The organism is Streptomyces sp. ITFR-21, assembly GCF_031844685.1.
In the GTDB taxonomy this organism is placed as follows: domain Bacteria; phylum Actinomycetota; class Actinomycetes; order Streptomycetales; family Streptomycetaceae; genus Actinacidiphila.
The window spans coordinates 4,581,922-4,595,715 of record NZ_CP134605.1; the positions used below are offsets into that span (position 1 = coordinate 4,581,922).

General features: G+C 67.0%; 21 protein-coding genes. 6 read left to right on the forward strand and 15 right to left on the reverse strand.

Annotated features, from left to right (window positions below):
• Positions 1 to 41: 41 nt before the first annotated feature.
• The 3 genes from RLT57_RS20335 to RLT57_RS20345 are packed head-to-tail and all read left to right on the forward strand — an operon-like array spanning position 42 to position 1,059.
• On the forward strand, positions 42 to 569 hold the full coding sequence (locus RLT57_RS20335) for a KTSC domain-containing protein (protein ID WP_311298832.1): 528 nt from the start codon (positions 42 to 44) through the stop codon (positions 567 to 569).
• Complete coding sequence (locus tag RLT57_RS20340) at positions 570 to 833, forward strand: hypothetical protein (protein WP_311298833.1); 264 nt, start codon at positions 570 to 572, stop codon at positions 831 to 833.
• Position 834: 1 nt separating this feature from the next.
• Complete coding sequence (locus RLT57_RS20345) at positions 835 to 1,059, forward strand: hypothetical protein (protein ID WP_311298834.1); 225 nt, start codon at positions 835 to 837, stop codon at positions 1,057 to 1,059.
• Here RLT57_RS20345 and fxlM read toward each other — a convergent pair.
• From fxlM to RLT57_RS20375, 6 genes are all read right to left on the reverse strand, one after another.
• Positions 1,056 to 2,252: a methyltransferase, FxLD system gene (gene fxlM / locus RLT57_RS20350; protein ID WP_311298835.1), complete on the reverse strand. Its 1,197-nt coding sequence runs from the start codon at positions 2,250 to 2,252 to the stop codon at positions 1,056 to 1,058. The genes RLT57_RS20345 and fxlM overlap by 4 nt on opposite strands.
• Positions 2,253 to 2,262: 10 nt before the next feature.
• On the reverse strand, positions 2,263 to 3,402 hold the full coding sequence (locus tag RLT57_RS20355; protein ID WP_311298836.1) for a lanthionine synthetase C family protein: 1,140 nt from the start codon (positions 3,400 to 3,402) through the stop codon (positions 2,263 to 2,265).
• Positions 3,395 to 6,373, reverse strand: coding sequence for a lantibiotic dehydratase (locus tag RLT57_RS20360; protein WP_311298837.1), 2,979 nt, complete (start codon positions 6,371 to 6,373; stop codon positions 3,395 to 3,397). Before RLT57_RS20360 ends, RLT57_RS20355 begins: the two co-directional genes overlap by 8 nt.
• Before the next feature lie 110 nt (positions 6,374 to 6,483).
• Complete coding sequence (locus tag RLT57_RS20365; RefSeq protein WP_311298838.1) at positions 6,484 to 6,657, reverse strand: FxLD family lanthipeptide; 174 nt, start codon at positions 6,655 to 6,657, stop codon at positions 6,484 to 6,486.
• Between the two features lie 590 nt (positions 6,658 to 7,247).
• Positions 7,248 to 7,607 carry a hypothetical protein gene (locus RLT57_RS20370; RefSeq protein WP_311298839.1) on the reverse strand — a complete coding sequence of 120 codons (360 nt, stop codon included), beginning with the start codon at positions 7,605 to 7,607 and terminating at the stop codon, positions 7,248 to 7,250.
• Positions 7,608 to 7,665: 58 nt separating this feature from the next.
• Positions 7,666 to 8,064: an ATP-binding protein gene (locus RLT57_RS20375; RefSeq protein ID WP_311298840.1), complete on the reverse strand. Its 399-nt coding sequence runs from the start codon at positions 8,062 to 8,064 to the stop codon at positions 7,666 to 7,668.
• 205 nt (positions 8,065 to 8,269) lie between these two features.
• Between RLT57_RS20375 and RLT57_RS20380 the strand changes: the two genes are divergently transcribed.
• Positions 8,270 to 9,166: a DUF5753 domain-containing protein gene (locus RLT57_RS20380; RefSeq protein WP_311298841.1), complete on the forward strand. Its 897-nt coding sequence runs from the start codon at positions 8,270 to 8,272 to the stop codon at positions 9,164 to 9,166.
• On the forward strand, positions 9,156 to 9,386 hold the full coding sequence (locus RLT57_RS20385) for a DUF397 domain-containing protein (protein WP_311298842.1): 231 nt from the start codon (positions 9,156 to 9,158) through the stop codon (positions 9,384 to 9,386). Before RLT57_RS20380 ends, RLT57_RS20385 begins: the two co-directional genes overlap by 11 nt.
• Positions 9,387 to 9,448: 62 nt before the next feature.
• On the opposite strand, the gene RLT57_RS20390 is transcribed toward RLT57_RS20385, so the two are convergent.
• The 6 genes from RLT57_RS20390 to RLT57_RS20415 form a co-directional block, all read right to left on the reverse strand.
• Positions 9,449 to 9,751 carry a hypothetical protein gene (locus tag RLT57_RS20390; RefSeq protein ID WP_311298843.1) on the reverse strand — a complete coding sequence of 101 codons (303 nt, stop codon included), beginning with the start codon at positions 9,749 to 9,751 and terminating at the stop codon, positions 9,449 to 9,451.
• A 129-nt stretch (positions 9,752 to 9,880) separates the two neighbouring features.
• Complete coding sequence (locus RLT57_RS20395) at positions 9,881 to 10,210, reverse strand: hypothetical protein (protein WP_311298844.1); 330 nt, start codon at positions 10,208 to 10,210, stop codon at positions 9,881 to 9,883.
• Positions 10,200 to 10,370, reverse strand: a complete 171-nt coding sequence (locus RLT57_RS20400; protein WP_311298845.1) for a hypothetical protein — start codon at positions 10,368 to 10,370, stop codon at positions 10,200 to 10,202. Before RLT57_RS20400 ends, RLT57_RS20395 begins: the two co-directional genes overlap by 11 nt.
• A 147-nt stretch (positions 10,371 to 10,517) precedes the next feature.
• Complete coding sequence (locus RLT57_RS20405) at positions 10,518 to 10,931, reverse strand: hypothetical protein (RefSeq protein ID WP_311298846.1); 414 nt, start codon at positions 10,929 to 10,931, stop codon at positions 10,518 to 10,520.
• On the reverse strand, positions 10,924 to 11,172 hold the full coding sequence (locus RLT57_RS20410; RefSeq protein WP_311298847.1) for a hypothetical protein: 249 nt from the start codon (positions 11,170 to 11,172) through the stop codon (positions 10,924 to 10,926). The genes RLT57_RS20405 and RLT57_RS20410 overlap by 8 nt, the downstream gene beginning before the upstream one ends.
• 180 nt (positions 11,173 to 11,352) lie before the next feature.
• Positions 11,353 to 11,835 (reverse strand): hypothetical protein, encoded by a 483-nt coding sequence (locus RLT57_RS20415; protein WP_311298848.1) that lies wholly within the window; start codon positions 11,833 to 11,835, stop codon positions 11,353 to 11,355.
• Between the two features lie 30 nt (positions 11,836 to 11,865).
• On the opposite strand from RLT57_RS20415, the gene RLT57_RS20420 reads away from it, so the two are divergent.
• The gene (locus RLT57_RS20420; protein WP_311298849.1) at positions 11,866 to 12,216 is read left to right on the forward strand and encodes a hypothetical protein; all 351 of its coding nucleotides are present in this window, start codon (positions 11,866 to 11,868) and stop codon (positions 12,214 to 12,216) included.
• Between the two features lie 281 nt (positions 12,217 to 12,497).
• On the opposite strand, the gene RLT57_RS20425 is transcribed toward RLT57_RS20420, so the two are convergent.
• From RLT57_RS20425 to RLT57_RS20435, 3 genes are read right to left on the reverse strand one after another with little or no spacing between them, the layout of a single operon-like run.
• Positions 12,498 to 12,842, reverse strand: a complete 345-nt coding sequence (locus tag RLT57_RS20425; RefSeq protein WP_311298850.1) for a hypothetical protein — start codon at positions 12,840 to 12,842, stop codon at positions 12,498 to 12,500.
• 7 nt (positions 12,843 to 12,849) lie between these two features.
• Positions 12,850 to 13,119 carry a hypothetical protein gene (locus RLT57_RS20430; RefSeq protein WP_311298851.1) on the reverse strand — a complete coding sequence of 90 codons (270 nt, stop codon included), beginning with the start codon at positions 13,117 to 13,119 and terminating at the stop codon, positions 12,850 to 12,852.
• Complete coding sequence (locus RLT57_RS20435) at positions 13,116 to 13,556, reverse strand: hypothetical protein (RefSeq protein ID WP_311298852.1); 441 nt, start codon at positions 13,554 to 13,556, stop codon at positions 13,116 to 13,118. Before RLT57_RS20435 ends, RLT57_RS20430 begins: the two co-directional genes overlap by 4 nt.
• Positions 13,557 to 13,794 lie beyond the last annotated feature (238 nt).

The following is a 13,794-nucleotide window of genomic DNA, read 5'->3' on the forward strand; positions in this document are numbered from 1 at the left end:
CCCTGCATACGGTCTTCGTACCGAGCAGAGGAGGGTTTGCCATGCCGCCCAGGAGAAGGCGAATCGGGCCCCGGAACCCCCGAGCCGCGCGGAACCGTCCCACGAATTCAGGTGCCACCCCGTACGGAACAATCCGCGAGCAGGAGTTCTACGGAGCCGGCCAGCAGCCGCGCACTCCGGATGTAGATTCGCGTCCTGGGTATTCACGCGCGCAGATCAACCAGGCGATCGACGACGCATCCCGGAATCTCAGCCCCGAGAAGCGCGAGGCGCTGCGGAGGGCGCAGTGGCTGTGGGACGACGAGCAGCTTCTGACGACCCGGCCGACCAACACGAGCCATCCTCCGCGACCTCGAACCCTGGCGGCCGGCTACGACGACGAGAGCCAGACGCTCTTCGTACGTTTCCGAGGCCGCAGGACCGGTCCGGAGGAGTACGCGGACGGCGTCGGCTACGAGTACTACAACGTCAGCCCGCAGGAGTGGGCGACGTTCCGGGACAACTGGTCGCCGGGCCGCTACATCAACTCAAGCCTGAACGGAAAGCCGTACACCCCTGCGAGTTGGTAAATGCTGATCACCCTCACCCACTGCCGGCGCGAGTGGCCCCGCCGCTACCGCGCGTACTACCAGGAGACCATCCCGCCTTACCGGCGTGCCGAGCCAGTCACCGTCTACCGGCTCGGCACACGCGGCTTCGTCGTCGGCCGCTGGACCTCGCGCGCCGACGACGAGCACCAGGCCCTCACGGACGCTCTGGGCGCCCGTCCTACTGCTGTTCTCAGTTCCGAGGGCCGTCTTCTGTCCAACTACTTTGACTCGTCGGAGAGTTGATGTGTTCAAGACCCGCCGAGAGCCCGAGAACCCCTACCTGGACGAAGCCCGCCGACGGATCGGCAAGATGACCCTCGACGCGGCCCGCGAGTACAGCATCAGCATCTGGGCCTACGGCATGCGGGTGGCCGAGAACCCGACCGAGTACCTCGACGACGACCTGGGGGAGTGGGATATGGCTCTCGCCACTCTCCAGGCCATCAGGGAGAGGATGGCCGGCGCCTAGTAGCCCAGCACGAGAACGCTGGTGTTCTTCTCGATGACATGCCCCTCGGCGAGGCTGTCCAGCGCAGTGTCGCCAGGGTAGATCGTCATGGTCGGCACGGCTTCGCGTTCGGCGCCCCAGGCGTCGATGTGGGCCACCAACTTGCGCGCCAGGCTGGCCGCGTCCGGCCCGTAGCCGGCGGCACCGAGACGCCAGGGCCTGTCCGGATGCGCGTCCTCCCTGTGAAGGATCATGTAGGCGAGGGAGTCGCCCACCACGAGGGCGGGACTCAGTGATGGGATCGCCGGCCGGCGCACTCCTGCGCTGAGGGCCTCCTTGGTGACCTCCAGGCGGCACACGGTGTTGTCCGAGACGGTGGCGCGCAGCCAGATCCCGTCGAACGGCTCCTCGCGGCCGACGCGGGCATCCGCCCACATTTCCGTGAGACGCCCGGAGAACGCGTCGGCGAGGAGGGCCCGGTCGACCGCCTGGTCCTGGTCGTGGTGGAGGCGGATTGTCCCGTCGGCGAGTTCGGCGACGCGCTCGCCGTCCTGGCCGATGATGGGTACGAAGCCGCACAGTTCCATGCCGTCGGAGATGAGGGTGTCGCCGTGGCGGGTGAGGGCGACGGATCGGGTCTGGCCGCGCCAGCGGAACGGCACCACGAGGTGGCCGCCGTCGGCGAGCTGCTCCCGCCAGGCGTCGGGGATGTCCCAGAGGCCGACGGTGGCAATCATCCGGTCGTACGGCGCGTTCTCGGAGGCTCCCTTGAGACCGTCGCGCTCGATCACCGTGACGCGCTCGTATCCGGTCGCGTTGAGCGCGTTCCGGGCGTGCACGGCAACGTCCGGCTCGATGTCCACGGTGGTGACTTCACCGTGTGCGCCGACGATCTCGGCCAGGAGCGCGGCGTTGTAGCCGGTCCCCGCGCCGATCTCCAGAACGTGGTCGCCGGGCTGCGCGTCGAGCTGCTTGAGCATCATCGCGACGATGGACGGTACCGAGGCCAGCGACAGCGGCAGCGGACCGCCGGGGTTGTCCTTGATACTCACGGCCTCGTCGGTGTACGCGTTTTCGGGGTCGAGGCCCGGGAGGTGCTTGTCACGCGCGACGGTGCGCATGGCCAATTCGACGGCGGCCGGCAGGGGACGGGCGGCCACGATTTCGTCAACGAGTTGATTGCGGGCATCGTTGATTGCGGACGTGCTGTTCACAGGTTCCCTTTCAATTGAGGAGAAGGCAGGTCTCCCACCCTGATGCAACGGGGCGGGGAGGTGTGAGGGTGTGGATCGTGAGCCGTACGCCGTCAGAGCCGGTGAGCAGCCCCGTGCCCTCGGGCATCGGAACCTGCTCCAGGCGGGCGGCGAGGCTGGGCAGCGTACGGCGGAGCGGGCTGTCGGCATCTGCGTCAGCGGCAGCCAGGTCGGCTGCGAGGCTGAGCCCGGCCCAGCCATGGCAGACAGAGGAGTCGGTAACGCGTGCGAGCTGGTCGGAATCACGCAGGCACGCGTCCAGCAGGGCCTCGGCCCGGCGCCGCGTGCCGTCCAGGCCGCAGGCGAGCGCGGCCAGTTGGAGCGCTCGGGCGATGCCCGGCGTGCCGTAGCACCATGAGGGCCGGCCCGCGCGGAACCGGGGCTCCGGTCCGGTCAACCACGTTTCGCGGTCGACGACTTCGGGCCAGGCCGCGCCGCCGCCCGGCACGGGCTGCGCCCACTTCTCCAAGAGCCGGCACGATGCCGCCAGAGCTTCGAACTGTCCGCGTACGGTGTGCCCGGCTCGGCCGGCCAGGGCCAGAAGCGCAATAGGACCGGCGATGCCATGAGCCATACCGAAGTTCCCATGTCCGGCCGGCACGGCGTCTTCGGGCCGGGTGGTGGGGCTGTCCGAGGTCCACCAGCCCGGTAGCAAGTGACCGTCGACATTGAGCGGGTGCTGGAGAAGCCGTACGAGGTAGCGCAGCACGCCGTGAAGCGACTCGGGGCTCGACCCCCGGTGCAGAAAATACGCCCCCAACCCGGTCAGGCCGCTGATCAAGTCGTATTCCCGCATGCGGGCCGGCCGGCCGGTCTCCATCCGCTGATCGGCGGCCGACAGCCGTGCGGCCACCAAATCGGTCAGCGCCTCGTCGAGATGACCGAGCGCGGACTGGTACGCCGGATGCCCGGCGGTATGCAGAGCGAACGCAACCGCCGGGGCTCCGTAGAACAGCCCAGCGCTCTCGTGACGGCCAGCGGCCGGCTGGGAAGCCACCGTGCGTGCCGCGCGGTGCGCGGCGTCCCACCGACCGCTGACCCGGGCGAGCGCAGCTTCATACACGACGGACCCGGGCAAGCCCCGCCCTAAGTCGTGCGTGACGTCACTCATCGGCAGCCCCCCGCGCGACGACAGACCGGCACGCCTGCCGGGCCGCGTGCCGGCAAGCCGCCTCCGCCTCCCGATCTGGACCCATAAGCCGGTTGTGGTGCATGTGCAGAAGGGACTCCAGCACCGGACCGACGGGCCGGCCGTCGAGCTGCGCGCGGTACGCGGCAAGGGCGGCGCGACGTCGCTGCAACGCGGCGTTGATCCGGTCCGGCCACCCAGAGCGTGGACCGAGGCCATGGACGCGGACCTCGTCCAGTACCGTCCGCGTGACTTCCTGCCGGCCGGCCGCGTCGGCGGCACTGGTGGCCAGCCAGCGGGCACCTTCCATGTCCCCCAACAGCCCTCTCGCCACGTCGATCATGCCGAGGGCCACCAGGACCCGGCGGTCGACCTTGGGCAGATCGGCGAGCAGGTACCGGGTGACCTCGCTGTCCGCGACGAACACTTCCTCGGCAGTTCCGAGCGCGTCCCCGGTGCCGTAGCGGCCGAACTCGGGGCGGTAGCCGTCGAGAACGAGCCGGGAGGCGAGCGCGCTGCGCTGGAGCCCCCCGGCCCAGTCCGCCAGGGCCTCGACGATCGCGGCGTGGGCGTCAGGTTCAGGCAGAGCAATCCGCAGCCGCAGATGGTCGTCCTCTTGCGATGTGCGGTAGCGGATGAACCAGGACGCCGGCCCGCCCAACGAGTCGAGCAGTTCCGGGAGCCGACGGGTGAGGATCTGATCCATCACGCTCGGGTGCGTGAAGATCTTGGCCTGCGCCCACCGCTGCTCGGCAGCCGCCGGCGGCGCCAGCATCTGGTTGCGGACCACCGGGGCGGCCTCGACGTCGGGGTGCGGTAACGGCGAGCGCGTAGACGTCATGGGCAGTGTGAGTTCGTGTGCATGCCCGATCCAACCTAGTTCCTGATCAGGTGGAGTCTCCACCAGCTCGGCGCTCCCCTGGCGCCGGAGGTGGGCGTGCAGCAGATGCGCGTGTACCGGTTCGGTCAGATCAAGCCGCAGGTAGCGGTCGTCGGAATACAACTCCACGCGGGAGGGGCACTTCCACGTCCGGGCCCATTCGGACAGGGTCTCGTGCCAGGCAGGCCCGAATCCAGCGGAGGGCAGGTCGTTTACCCCCAGGTGCCACCGGGCGGGCGACAGGATGGACCGGCCGTAGCGGACCCGGGGGAGATACGGCATACCGACGGTCAGCGGTCCCCAGTCGAAGCGTGTCCAGGCGCCGGCGAAGCTGCGCGCGACCAGGGCGAGGAACCGGGCGACGGGCGGGGCCTGCTTCTCCAGGGCCAGCGGGTGCAGCACGACGGGCTCAACCACACGGCGGCGCGACATGCTCACCAGCAGCATCCGCGTGCCGGTGGACATCACAGCGAGATCGTCGAGCGGGATCACGTTGTCGGCCGGCTCCCGGTGCTCGCCGACGGGGATCACGTAGGGGAGGAACGCGGGAATGCGCCCGATGTTCTCGGCGTGCGGGTGCGGCGGGGTGAAGGAGAGCTGGGCGGCGAGCGCGCCGTCGACCAGCGTCGGCAGCTTCCCGTAGGCAGCCCCGATGCTGTCGCCGTCCAGCGTGACGGCGAAACGGCCTGAGAGAGTCCCGGTGCTCCACGCAGGGCGAACGGCGAGGGTGAAGTCTCCCTGGTCGACTGCGGCCGGCGATTCCGCGAGTACGCGCATCCCCATTTCCATGTGCGGCACGATCGGCAGCTCGTCGAGGTCTGCGGTGCACAGTTCGTCGATATCGGCGTCTGTGAGCAGGACTTCCTCGGCCCCGTGCATGACGGCCTGCCACGCTCTGCGCAGGAGCTGTTCATCGCGCGGCAGCGCTCGTACAGGGGGCTCAGCCAGCGGCGACATGGGAAAGTCCGCCGGCAGACCTGCTCCGGCGGCCAGGTCGACAGCATCGCGGACCGGCACGAGACTGCCGGCGCCGTACCGCTCCCAGAAGACCTCGTGGTAGCTGGACCACATCGGCTGCTCCCGCAGATTCCTGGTCAGGCGGAGAAGTGCCTCCCCGGCGCGCTCAGCCTCCTCCAGGACGACCTGGGGAACGCGGACGGTGGCGTTCAGCCGTAGGTCGAGACTGAGCCGCGTACGGCCCTCGTCGCAGATACCGGTCATCTTGGCGGCTGCCATCTCCCGCAGCTTCCTCGCCGCCACAGGGGACTGGGCGGAGTTGTGGAGTACGAACAAGCGCTGCACGAGGCTCAGTTCGTCGAGCAGGGCCACCGTGTCCGGTTTCAGGTCCGCCGACGCCGGCGTGAGCACATGAAGCATGTGCCCGAGAGGATCGGTGTCGGTCATGGGCGCAGACAGGTCGCTCGTCAGCGCGCCTACTTCCAGCGCATCGGTGAGGAGCTTCGCCGCTTGAGCGGGGGTGCCCCCTAACGCCGACAGTCGGTCGAGGATTTCGCTCCCGATCACCGGGCTTGTGGCGAGGTCCAAGAGCGCGGCCATGGGTCGGAGAACTCGCGTGCTTGCAAGCCGGCCGCCGGACAGCGGCATGTCGAGGACATCGCCGCGCCGCACGGCCAAGTCGCTCACGCAGAAGCGCAGATGAGGCACCACGTCTGGCCGAGACACAAGCCCACGGCGAACGTGGTCCAGCCACAGAGTGTCTGGCCGGGCGAGGGGCTTGTGCACCGCGCCGATTATGCCCTCGCACGGTCCGCAGACTGCCGTGGCCACACCGGCGAACAACCCGAACGGAGTGGGCCGGCCGGCTGCCCGCAGGAAGTACCTGGCGGTGGCGTGCACCATCTTGCGGAGCTGCTTGGCCGAGACTTCCTCGCCCCGCAGCACGCCGTCCACGGCTTGGGCGAGCCGAGGGGTGGCGGATCGAACGGCCTCCGAGAAGGGCGGAACGGCCCAGACCTCCTCCAGCCAACGCCGGCAGTCCGCCTGGTCGTTCTCGGCCGGCCAGCGGATGCTCTGGGCGTCCAGCGGCAGCACGGCGGCCCGAACGAGGAGCACGTCGCCCCTTCGGATGAATCTGGCCCGAGACATCGAGGTTCCCTTCTGCCCTGCCCGTGCGGGGCGGTTCCCCGCCCCGCACGGACTTCAGCCTTCGCTCGGCTCAGGTGTCAGCTCGCGCACGCCGAGGCGCACGTGCTGCCGCACCCGTCACCGGTGCCGCAGTCGGTGGGAACGACGGTGGGCGAGTCCGTGATGGCGATGTCGAGCTGCCACTCGTCCGGGGGGGTAGTCGTGCTGTTGATCGTGGTGCTGACCGGCTTGGTCTCGGTCGCAGTGGACAAGGCGATACCTCCGATGTAGCGACTGATCGTTTAGCGAGGGGAAATGTATTCCTGCTCGCCTGGGAAAAAACTAGTACCCCGACTCGGCCATGGGAAGAGGGAATTGAGCCTGCATCAAAATTGGCATATGTACATGCTGTTGAAATGCTTTAGGCATGCCAATAGCTGGACTGACCTGCGACGTGAAGAGTCGCGCGAATGAGGTCAGTCCAGACAACATAGCTGCAATATCGCTACTTCCCGCTCTCGGGGGCATCCTCTCTTAGAATCGACATCGCTGAGCGTCTGAAATATTTCGCGGGAGACGTCGAGAGGCTCAGGAGAAGGGCCCGGTCGGCACGGCGCAAAACACCGACCGGGCCCATCGCGGCAGAAGGGGACTTTCCTACGCGCACTTCCTGGAAAGTCAAAGTGAAACGCTCCTGTCGCGTCCCACCCCTTCCGCCGCAGTCTTCGGTCACCCCCGCCGAGCCGGTTGCACGGCGAGGGTGATGTGCACGGCCCGGCCCGGGGGCGTTTGGACTAGCCGGGCCATGCACGCTGCGAACGCCACCCCCCACGGGCCACGCGTTCGCAGCAACCTCGACGGATCAGGGCCCACCTGATGCCGTCGAGGAGTCTCTTGTCGGCCTTGCGGCGGGTGCCCACGTACGCAGTCCGCCCACGACACGTTCCAGCAGGGCCTCGGTAGGGGGCGCCGCGTCTGGAGAGGCCATCTCCTGCAAGGCGGCCGTCCCCTCGGCTACGAGCGAGGAGTCCTCTTCGGCCCGACGACGGGCCTTTTGGATGAGCGAGTACTGGAGTGCACGAACCTGCTGTGTCAGGTCGGTGAACGACGCGGTGTCCAGGTAGACCTTGAAGTCGGCTATCTCGACACCGTCGACCGGTTCGAGCAGCCGGCCTCGCACATCGAGGCGAACGGACAGCCCGGCAAGTTCACTTCCAGCCACGTCGGAGTCATCGAGTACGGAGAGGCGCAGACCGGACTCTGCGAGGAGGGCCATCGGTTCACCACCCCTTCGGCTCGAAGCAGACGGACTTTCCGCCCAGCTCTTCGTCGGCGCACACCGTGTAGCCCGGCGCCCATGCGGCAAGCATTTCCAGTCCCCTGCCACCGATTGAGGTCTCGGTGGAGTGCCGCCTGCGGGGCTTCGCCGGCGACGCGTCCCAGATCTCGATTCGAAGATCGGGATGCACCGTGACCCGGTACTCGTCGCCGGCGCCGTGCACCACAGCGTTGGTTGCCACCTCACTCACCAGCAGTTCGCAGAGGTCGCGTAAGAGGCCGCCGAAAGCCGCGTAGACTTCCACGGCCCACTCTCGGGCAGCCGCGACGGTCTCCGGTCGGCGGGCGAAGGTGGTCGAAACCACCTCTTCTCGATCTGCTCCGTGCTGATCTGTGTGCATGGCAGCCTCCAACAACGTGGTTGTGGGCCAACCACGTAGATGAGCACGCATCGCTACGTATCCCGCTCGGTGCGTGATGCCGAGTGTGGTGCGATCGCAGGTGCGATCGCAAGCCCCTCGGCTGAAATACCCTCAGAAGTGCCGCAGGGCAGGCCCGCGCGCTACGCTGCGCAGTGTCCAGACCGGTGGCGAAGGGAGCCGAGACATGTCGGTCAACACGGCTGCCATGGTCGCCAGGGAGCGGTTCGCGGAAGCGCTGAAAGCCGCGCGGATCGCTGCTCGAACGCCCCAGGGTGAGTCGGTCAAGCAGATCGACGTCGCGAGAGCCATGGGCCGCGAAACGGTCGACCGCTACTCACGGTTGGAGCGGGCAACCGCGTGGCCTGATGACGCTGAGTGGTCGATCATTCTTCGTGCCCTGCATGTCGACTTGGAGACCTCCGTCCGTCTGGACACGATGCGTCGTGAGGGCATGGCTATCGGGCAGGGGCGCTACGCCGAATTCGACGATGAGTTCCCCGAGTCGCTGTTGCAGTTCGTGGCATGGGAGGACGCCGCCCGTCTGGTCAAGACGTGCAGCGCGAACACATTTCCTGCACTCATCCAGTGCGAGAGGTACGCGGAAGCGCTCACCCTCGCCCAGACTGGAAGCCCACGGGGCGACTACAGCGTGACGCGATCCGTCGAGCTACGCATGAAGCGCCGCGAGATCTTCGAAAAGAGCCAACCGCCCTCTGTCGAGGCGCTGTTCAGTGAGGGTGCCCTGCACCAGCTCGTTGGCGGCGCCGAGGTCATGGCGGCGCAGCTCGACTCGTTGATCGTGGACGCAAAACGGGGCGTTTCCATGCGGATAGTGCCATTTGGTGCGAGCGCCACTCCGGTCTACATGTTTCACATTCTTGAGTTCAACGGAGCTGACGAGAAACCGATTGCGGCCGTTGACTCGATGACGGGTATGACATTCAGGAAGGTCCCGAAGGACGCCCGCGAGGTACGCGAGTTCCGGCGCACCTACGATGTTCTTCGGTCCAACGCACTATCCCCTGAAGAGTCGCTGGAAATGATCATAACGCGAAGGAAAGAGCTAACCCGTGCAGCGTGACAAGAGCAACCTCATGGCGCAGGAGATTCCCGAGGACGCCTGGGTGAAGTCGTCGTTCTCGGGCAACGGCAGCGGCTCCGATTGCGTCGAAATCGGTAAGCTCGCTGGAGGCAGGGCGATCCGAGACTCCAAGAACCCGGCTGGCGGAGACCTCCGCTTCACCGAAGATCAGATGACTGCGTTCCTTCTGGACGTGAAGGCCGGCAAGTTCGACATCTGACCGGCCCGGAGATGACGAAGGCCCGCTCCCACTGTTCAGGCCGGTGGAGCGGGCCTTCGTCGTCAGTACGTGGGCATCGAGAAGACGCTGCTGCGGCCGTTGGTGGTCGACGGGGCGCCAGTGGGTGCGGTGCCGAGGCCGAGCTGCGCTCGGGTGGGCCGTCCACGGACGGGCGACGTGCCGGGCTGGGCGCTCAGGCGCGGGAGCGAGGCGGCTTCGAGAGCCGGTGTGGCGCCAGGGCGGGGGTCGGGCAGCTCCGTGGGCCAGCCGGCCGCGAGCGAGCTTCGAGGGCCGCCGGTGGGAGTGCCGGGAAGCAGCTCCTGGTATGCCTGCCAGGCGGGATTGGGCCTCCGGACGAGGGGCATGACGGGACCTCCTCTCGGTAGGACGTAGTCCACGGTGGCCGGAAGGAAATTGTTGGCGGTAATCGCAGGTATGGGGAGGCCCACGTCCTGGCTCGGGATTGCAGGACGTGGGCCTCTGTCGACGGTTGGTCAGGGGTTACCGAATTCTGGCTTCGCGTACGTCATCTTGGGGATCAGCAGGTTCAGTGCTTCGATGCGGAGGTACTTCTCCGCCGTGTTGTGGCCGTCCCAGGCGTAGCCGTCAACCATCGGCACGTTCAACCCATCGAAGACGTCTTTGTCGTCGGGGTGGATGTGCCAGGAGAGCTGGCCTTTCGGCGACTCGATGTAAAGCACTGGCCAGTTCGGAGTCTTGCGGTCGTTGAAGGCGAAAACGCCGCCGAACATCCCCACATAGCCGCCCAGCAGGTAGGCGCGCTCTCGGTAGACGGTGAGGCCGCCGTCCTGGTCACTGGGCACGGCGCACCGCCATCAGCGGAACGGGGAGCACCAGGCCGCCTGGGGTCGCCTCCCAGCCCATGCGCAGCACGAGTTCGACGTCGCGCGTGGTGCCGAGAAGGAGGCCGGCCACAACGGTTCTCGTCGGGCCGGCCACCGGTACGGGCGTCAAGTCATTCATTAGGGTGGCCCCTTTCTGATCGGCGTTGACGCCTATACTCGCTACCGGCGTGAAAGGGCGGACCGCGACACGTGTGGGCGACCGAGTGAATTGTCAGAGGCTTCTACAGAACTGTTATGCCACCACTCGAACGGCGTAGTTGTTTAGCTATAGCGCACGAGGAGCGAAGACCAGCACGGCCGAGATCCCGAGCTGCACGGCGAGGTCCAGGCGGTTCGTCTCGCTCAAGCGGGTCCGTTCTTCGAGGGTCTTGGTGAGGGAGCGGTGGAGATCCTGGCGAATGCCGAGCTGCTCGCCTGGCGCGTAGACGTGGCTGGCTCGCTGTTCGGCCTCGGTCGCCGCCAGGTGGAGCAGCGGAACGTCGGCACCGGCCGGCAGGCCGGCCGCGAGGTCGGCGTGCTCGCATTCCGGGCAGCAGCACACCAGGGAACGGAATCGGTCCACCTGGTCACAGCGGCTGTGGTTGCCCGAGGCGCACGCGGGCGACAGGTAGAGCACTTCCATCAGTCCCCGGAGCAGCTCTACGGCCTGGGGGATGGGCAGGCTGAGGTCGTCAGACACGGTTAGTCTCCTGCCCGGTCGGGCTGCTACCCCAGGCGTTGACGTGGTCGCGGCCGGCTTCGGTGATGGTGTATCGGGCGTGTCCGTCTCTCGGTGCGCTGACCGCGTGCTGGTCGCGAAGGAGGGCTTGGAGCGCGGCGAAGGCGCGGCCAGACGGGATGTCAGTGGCGTCCACGATTTCGAGGACGGTGCACTCTCCGGCGTCGAAAAGAGCGCGGAGTGCTCGCATTTTCTCGGTCATGACACCTCAGTCGCTCGTGGCTGGACAGAAAAACCAAGAGCCCTCCGCCGGCAGGGTCAGCGGAGGGCTCTTGTGCGCGGTTTCCCTGGCGGGGGATGGCGCCGACCGACGAGGAGATTTCGAGAGTCGGGAACCCCAGGAGCACCGTACAGAGACGCAAACGCCGTACGCTCTATTTTGTCACGGATCTGTGGGGTGCTCACTCGAATGGCAGAGCTTCGCGCAGAGATCCGAAAGCATTGGCGTGACGATGTCACGCAGTCGTACCGGGCCGTCGACCGGGTGGTTCGTGTAGGCCCAGGAGGTAAGGAGCATGCGGGATACCTCCATGGCGACATGCCGCGATCGCAGAACAGGGCACATCGCGACGCCCTGGGCCTGGCGCCGGTAGCGGCACCGTCGGAACCACGCTGCGCCGAAGTCGGGATTGCGCCGACGGAGGTCGTCGACAACCTGATAGGAGCAGAGCGGCTCTACCCCGAAGACTGCTGGGAAGAAGACCTCCTCGGTGACCGCGAACGCGAACCGGCCCATGCTTGCGGAAAGGTCGTGAGGGTGCCTTTCAAGGAGGCGTTGGTTGCGGTGGTCTCGGGCGACGAAGAACTTGACGTAGGCGCATCCCAGGAGACGCCAGTCAGTTCCGACACTCAGTGCTTCCGTCATGCTGCGCATCGTAGCCATTACTCTCGCCCTATGAATTCCCAACTCGTTCCGCGGGGCCAATGCCCGGAGTGCAACAACGAAATCGAAGCCACCCAAATGGAGTACGGTTTCTGCGGTGTTTGCCGCGACTTCTTCCCGGCGCAGGAGGACTTCACTCCCGAGCGATACACGCCGCCCCAGATCAAGGGCGGTGGGTGGATGCGGTGTTGCGGCGCTTCGTTGCGCGGGTGGGCCGTGTACCACCCCGTCGACACCTGGTCGGTAGGGCAGTCGGTCCGCTGCGTCTACCAGCTCGGCGACGACACGCATGTGATGCGCCTGTGCCCGTGCGGCTATTGGCACTGGACCCGGGCCATGTGCGACGAGAGGCCGGCGCCGTGACGTTGCCAACGGCGTGCGGCTGCATCGTCGAGGCGCTGGCCGAACTCGCCTCGGCCCCCGTCATCGACCCCGGCCGGTGCTGCGTCTGTACATCCCACACGCAGGTGATCGTTTGGGACGGAGCCCGCTGGCGGTGGAGCAACCAACACGCCGATGTCGAAATGGTCATGCGGACTGCGGATGCGTAAGGTCCCAGGAACTCCGGCGTGGACGCGAGAGTCCGGGAAGCCCGCGCACGACAACGCGCCGCACTCCAGAGCCCGGGGTGCGGCGCCCGCCTATCATGAGAACGAGTTTTCGCCCGGGAAGATCTCGACCTCCCACGGGCCGCTCGGCAGGCGCTCGAAGAGGGCGGTACAGGGGAAGACCTCGCCGTGGCCGAGGACAGCCAGTGCGTGATCATCCACCTCCAGCGCCCACGGCAAGAATTCCTGTGGGAGGCGCCATGTCCCGTTGTGCGTCTCGATCCAGGCCAGCCGCGATGCTGCGTCAGCATGCACGGCCTTGAGCTGTGTCCGCCGACGGGTGTAGCCGTCGTCGATGCTGAACACGCGCAGGCTCCGAACGTCGTTCAGCAGCCGCGTGAGGTTCGTACCGGTGAGAGGCGTCTGCACCTTCAGCTCCAATTACCGTTCAAGACCGGGAGATTATGTCGGCTGCCATCGTTTCGCCCACCAGTCGGAAGGCGAAGACAGCCGGCATGCGCAGCTCGCGCCGCTTAGTCTGCGCGTCGACTTCCATCGCCCACGGCCACAGCTTGGCCGGCAGGCAGAAGGCGTCGCCCCGCGTCGTGAGGAGCCACCACCGGCGGCTCTGCGGTTCCGGAGCCACCCCGTTTACCTCAAGGACCAGCCCCTGATCGTCATCCTCGACTGCCGGCACGAAAAGCACGGGGAACGTCATGATTCCGGCCCTGCCCAGGACAGCCGCCCCGCCCACCGAGGCTCCGCATCAGCCTCGTTGAGGCCAACCGCAATCATGGACATGGCTTCCTTGTGCTCGCGCACGGCTTCGTCCGGATCGCTATACGTGCAGAGCACCTCCAGGAGCGCGTTCTGCGGTGCCGGCGTGTAGAGGGCAGTCCCCCAGACCGGAGGACGGTAGCCCTCCGCCACCACCATCTCGGTCGCCGCGTCCGGGTCGAAGACGAGCCCGAGGGTGCGGACGGTGACCCACTCGCCCGTGGCGAGCCGCAGGCTGGAGCTGTACAGAGTGCGCCGCTCGACGCCGGCCATGAGCCATGTTGCTTCTCGGAGTGTCACCGGCTGTCCATCGAGGCCGTAGGTGCACGGCACTCCCGAGGGGCCCAGTGAGACAACGCAGAGAGGGTCGACTGCCACTTCGGAGACTCCCTTCAACATGAAGGGCCCGGTGCAGAAGCAGGCGCTCGCAAGGGGGGGTTTGCGACGCCGCTTCTGCACCGAGCCGGTCCGGGATGCGGCGTGGACGACGAAGCCCCGGGAGTTTTAGAAGAGGCCCGGGACTCCGCCGTGTGCACCGCGAATCCATCAACACACAATCGCCGCCGGGAGTCACGGAGGATTCACAAAATTGTCAGTGCATCACTCGAATGGGTGA

Excerpts from the sequence above, each read along its gene's own strand:
- RLT57_RS20335 (WP_311298832.1), top strand. The coding sequence starts at position 42 with ATGCCGCCCAGGAGAAGGCGAATCGGGCCCCGGAACCCCCGAGCCGCG.
- RLT57_RS20340 (WP_311298833.1), top strand. The coding sequence starts at position 570 with ATGCTGATCACCCTCACCCACTGCCGGCGCGAGTGGCCCCGCCGCTAC.
- RLT57_RS20355 (WP_311298836.1), bottom strand. The coding sequence starts at position 3,402 with ATGAGTGACGTCACGCACGACTTAGGGCGGGGCTTGCCCGGGTCCGTC.
- RLT57_RS20375 (WP_311298840.1), bottom strand. The coding sequence starts at position 8,064 with ATGCACACAGATCAGCACGGAGCAGATCGAGAAGAGGTGGTTTCGACC.
- RLT57_RS20380 (WP_311298841.1), top strand. The coding sequence starts at position 8,270 with ATGTCGGTCAACACGGCTGCCATGGTCGCCAGGGAGCGGTTCGCGGAA.
- RLT57_RS20390 (WP_311298843.1), bottom strand. The coding sequence starts at position 9,751 with ATGCCCCTCGTCCGGAGGCCCAATCCCGCCTGGCAGGCATACCAGGAG.
- RLT57_RS20400 (WP_311298845.1), bottom strand. The coding sequence starts at position 10,370 with ATGAATGACTTGACGCCCGTACCGGTGGCCGGCCCGACGAGAACCGTT.
- RLT57_RS20410 (WP_311298847.1), bottom strand. The coding sequence starts at position 11,172 with ATGACCGAGAAAATGCGAGCACTCCGCGCTCTTTTCGACGCCGGAGAG.
- RLT57_RS20415 (WP_311298848.1), bottom strand. The coding sequence starts at position 11,835 with ATGACGGAAGCACTGAGTGTCGGAACTGACTGGCGTCTCCTGGGATGC.
- RLT57_RS20420 (WP_311298849.1), top strand. The coding sequence starts at position 11,866 with ATGAATTCCCAACTCGTTCCGCGGGGCCAATGCCCGGAGTGCAACAAC.
- RLT57_RS20430 (WP_311298851.1), bottom strand. The coding sequence starts at position 13,119 with ATGACGTTCCCCGTGCTTTTCGTGCCGGCAGTCGAGGATGACGATCAG.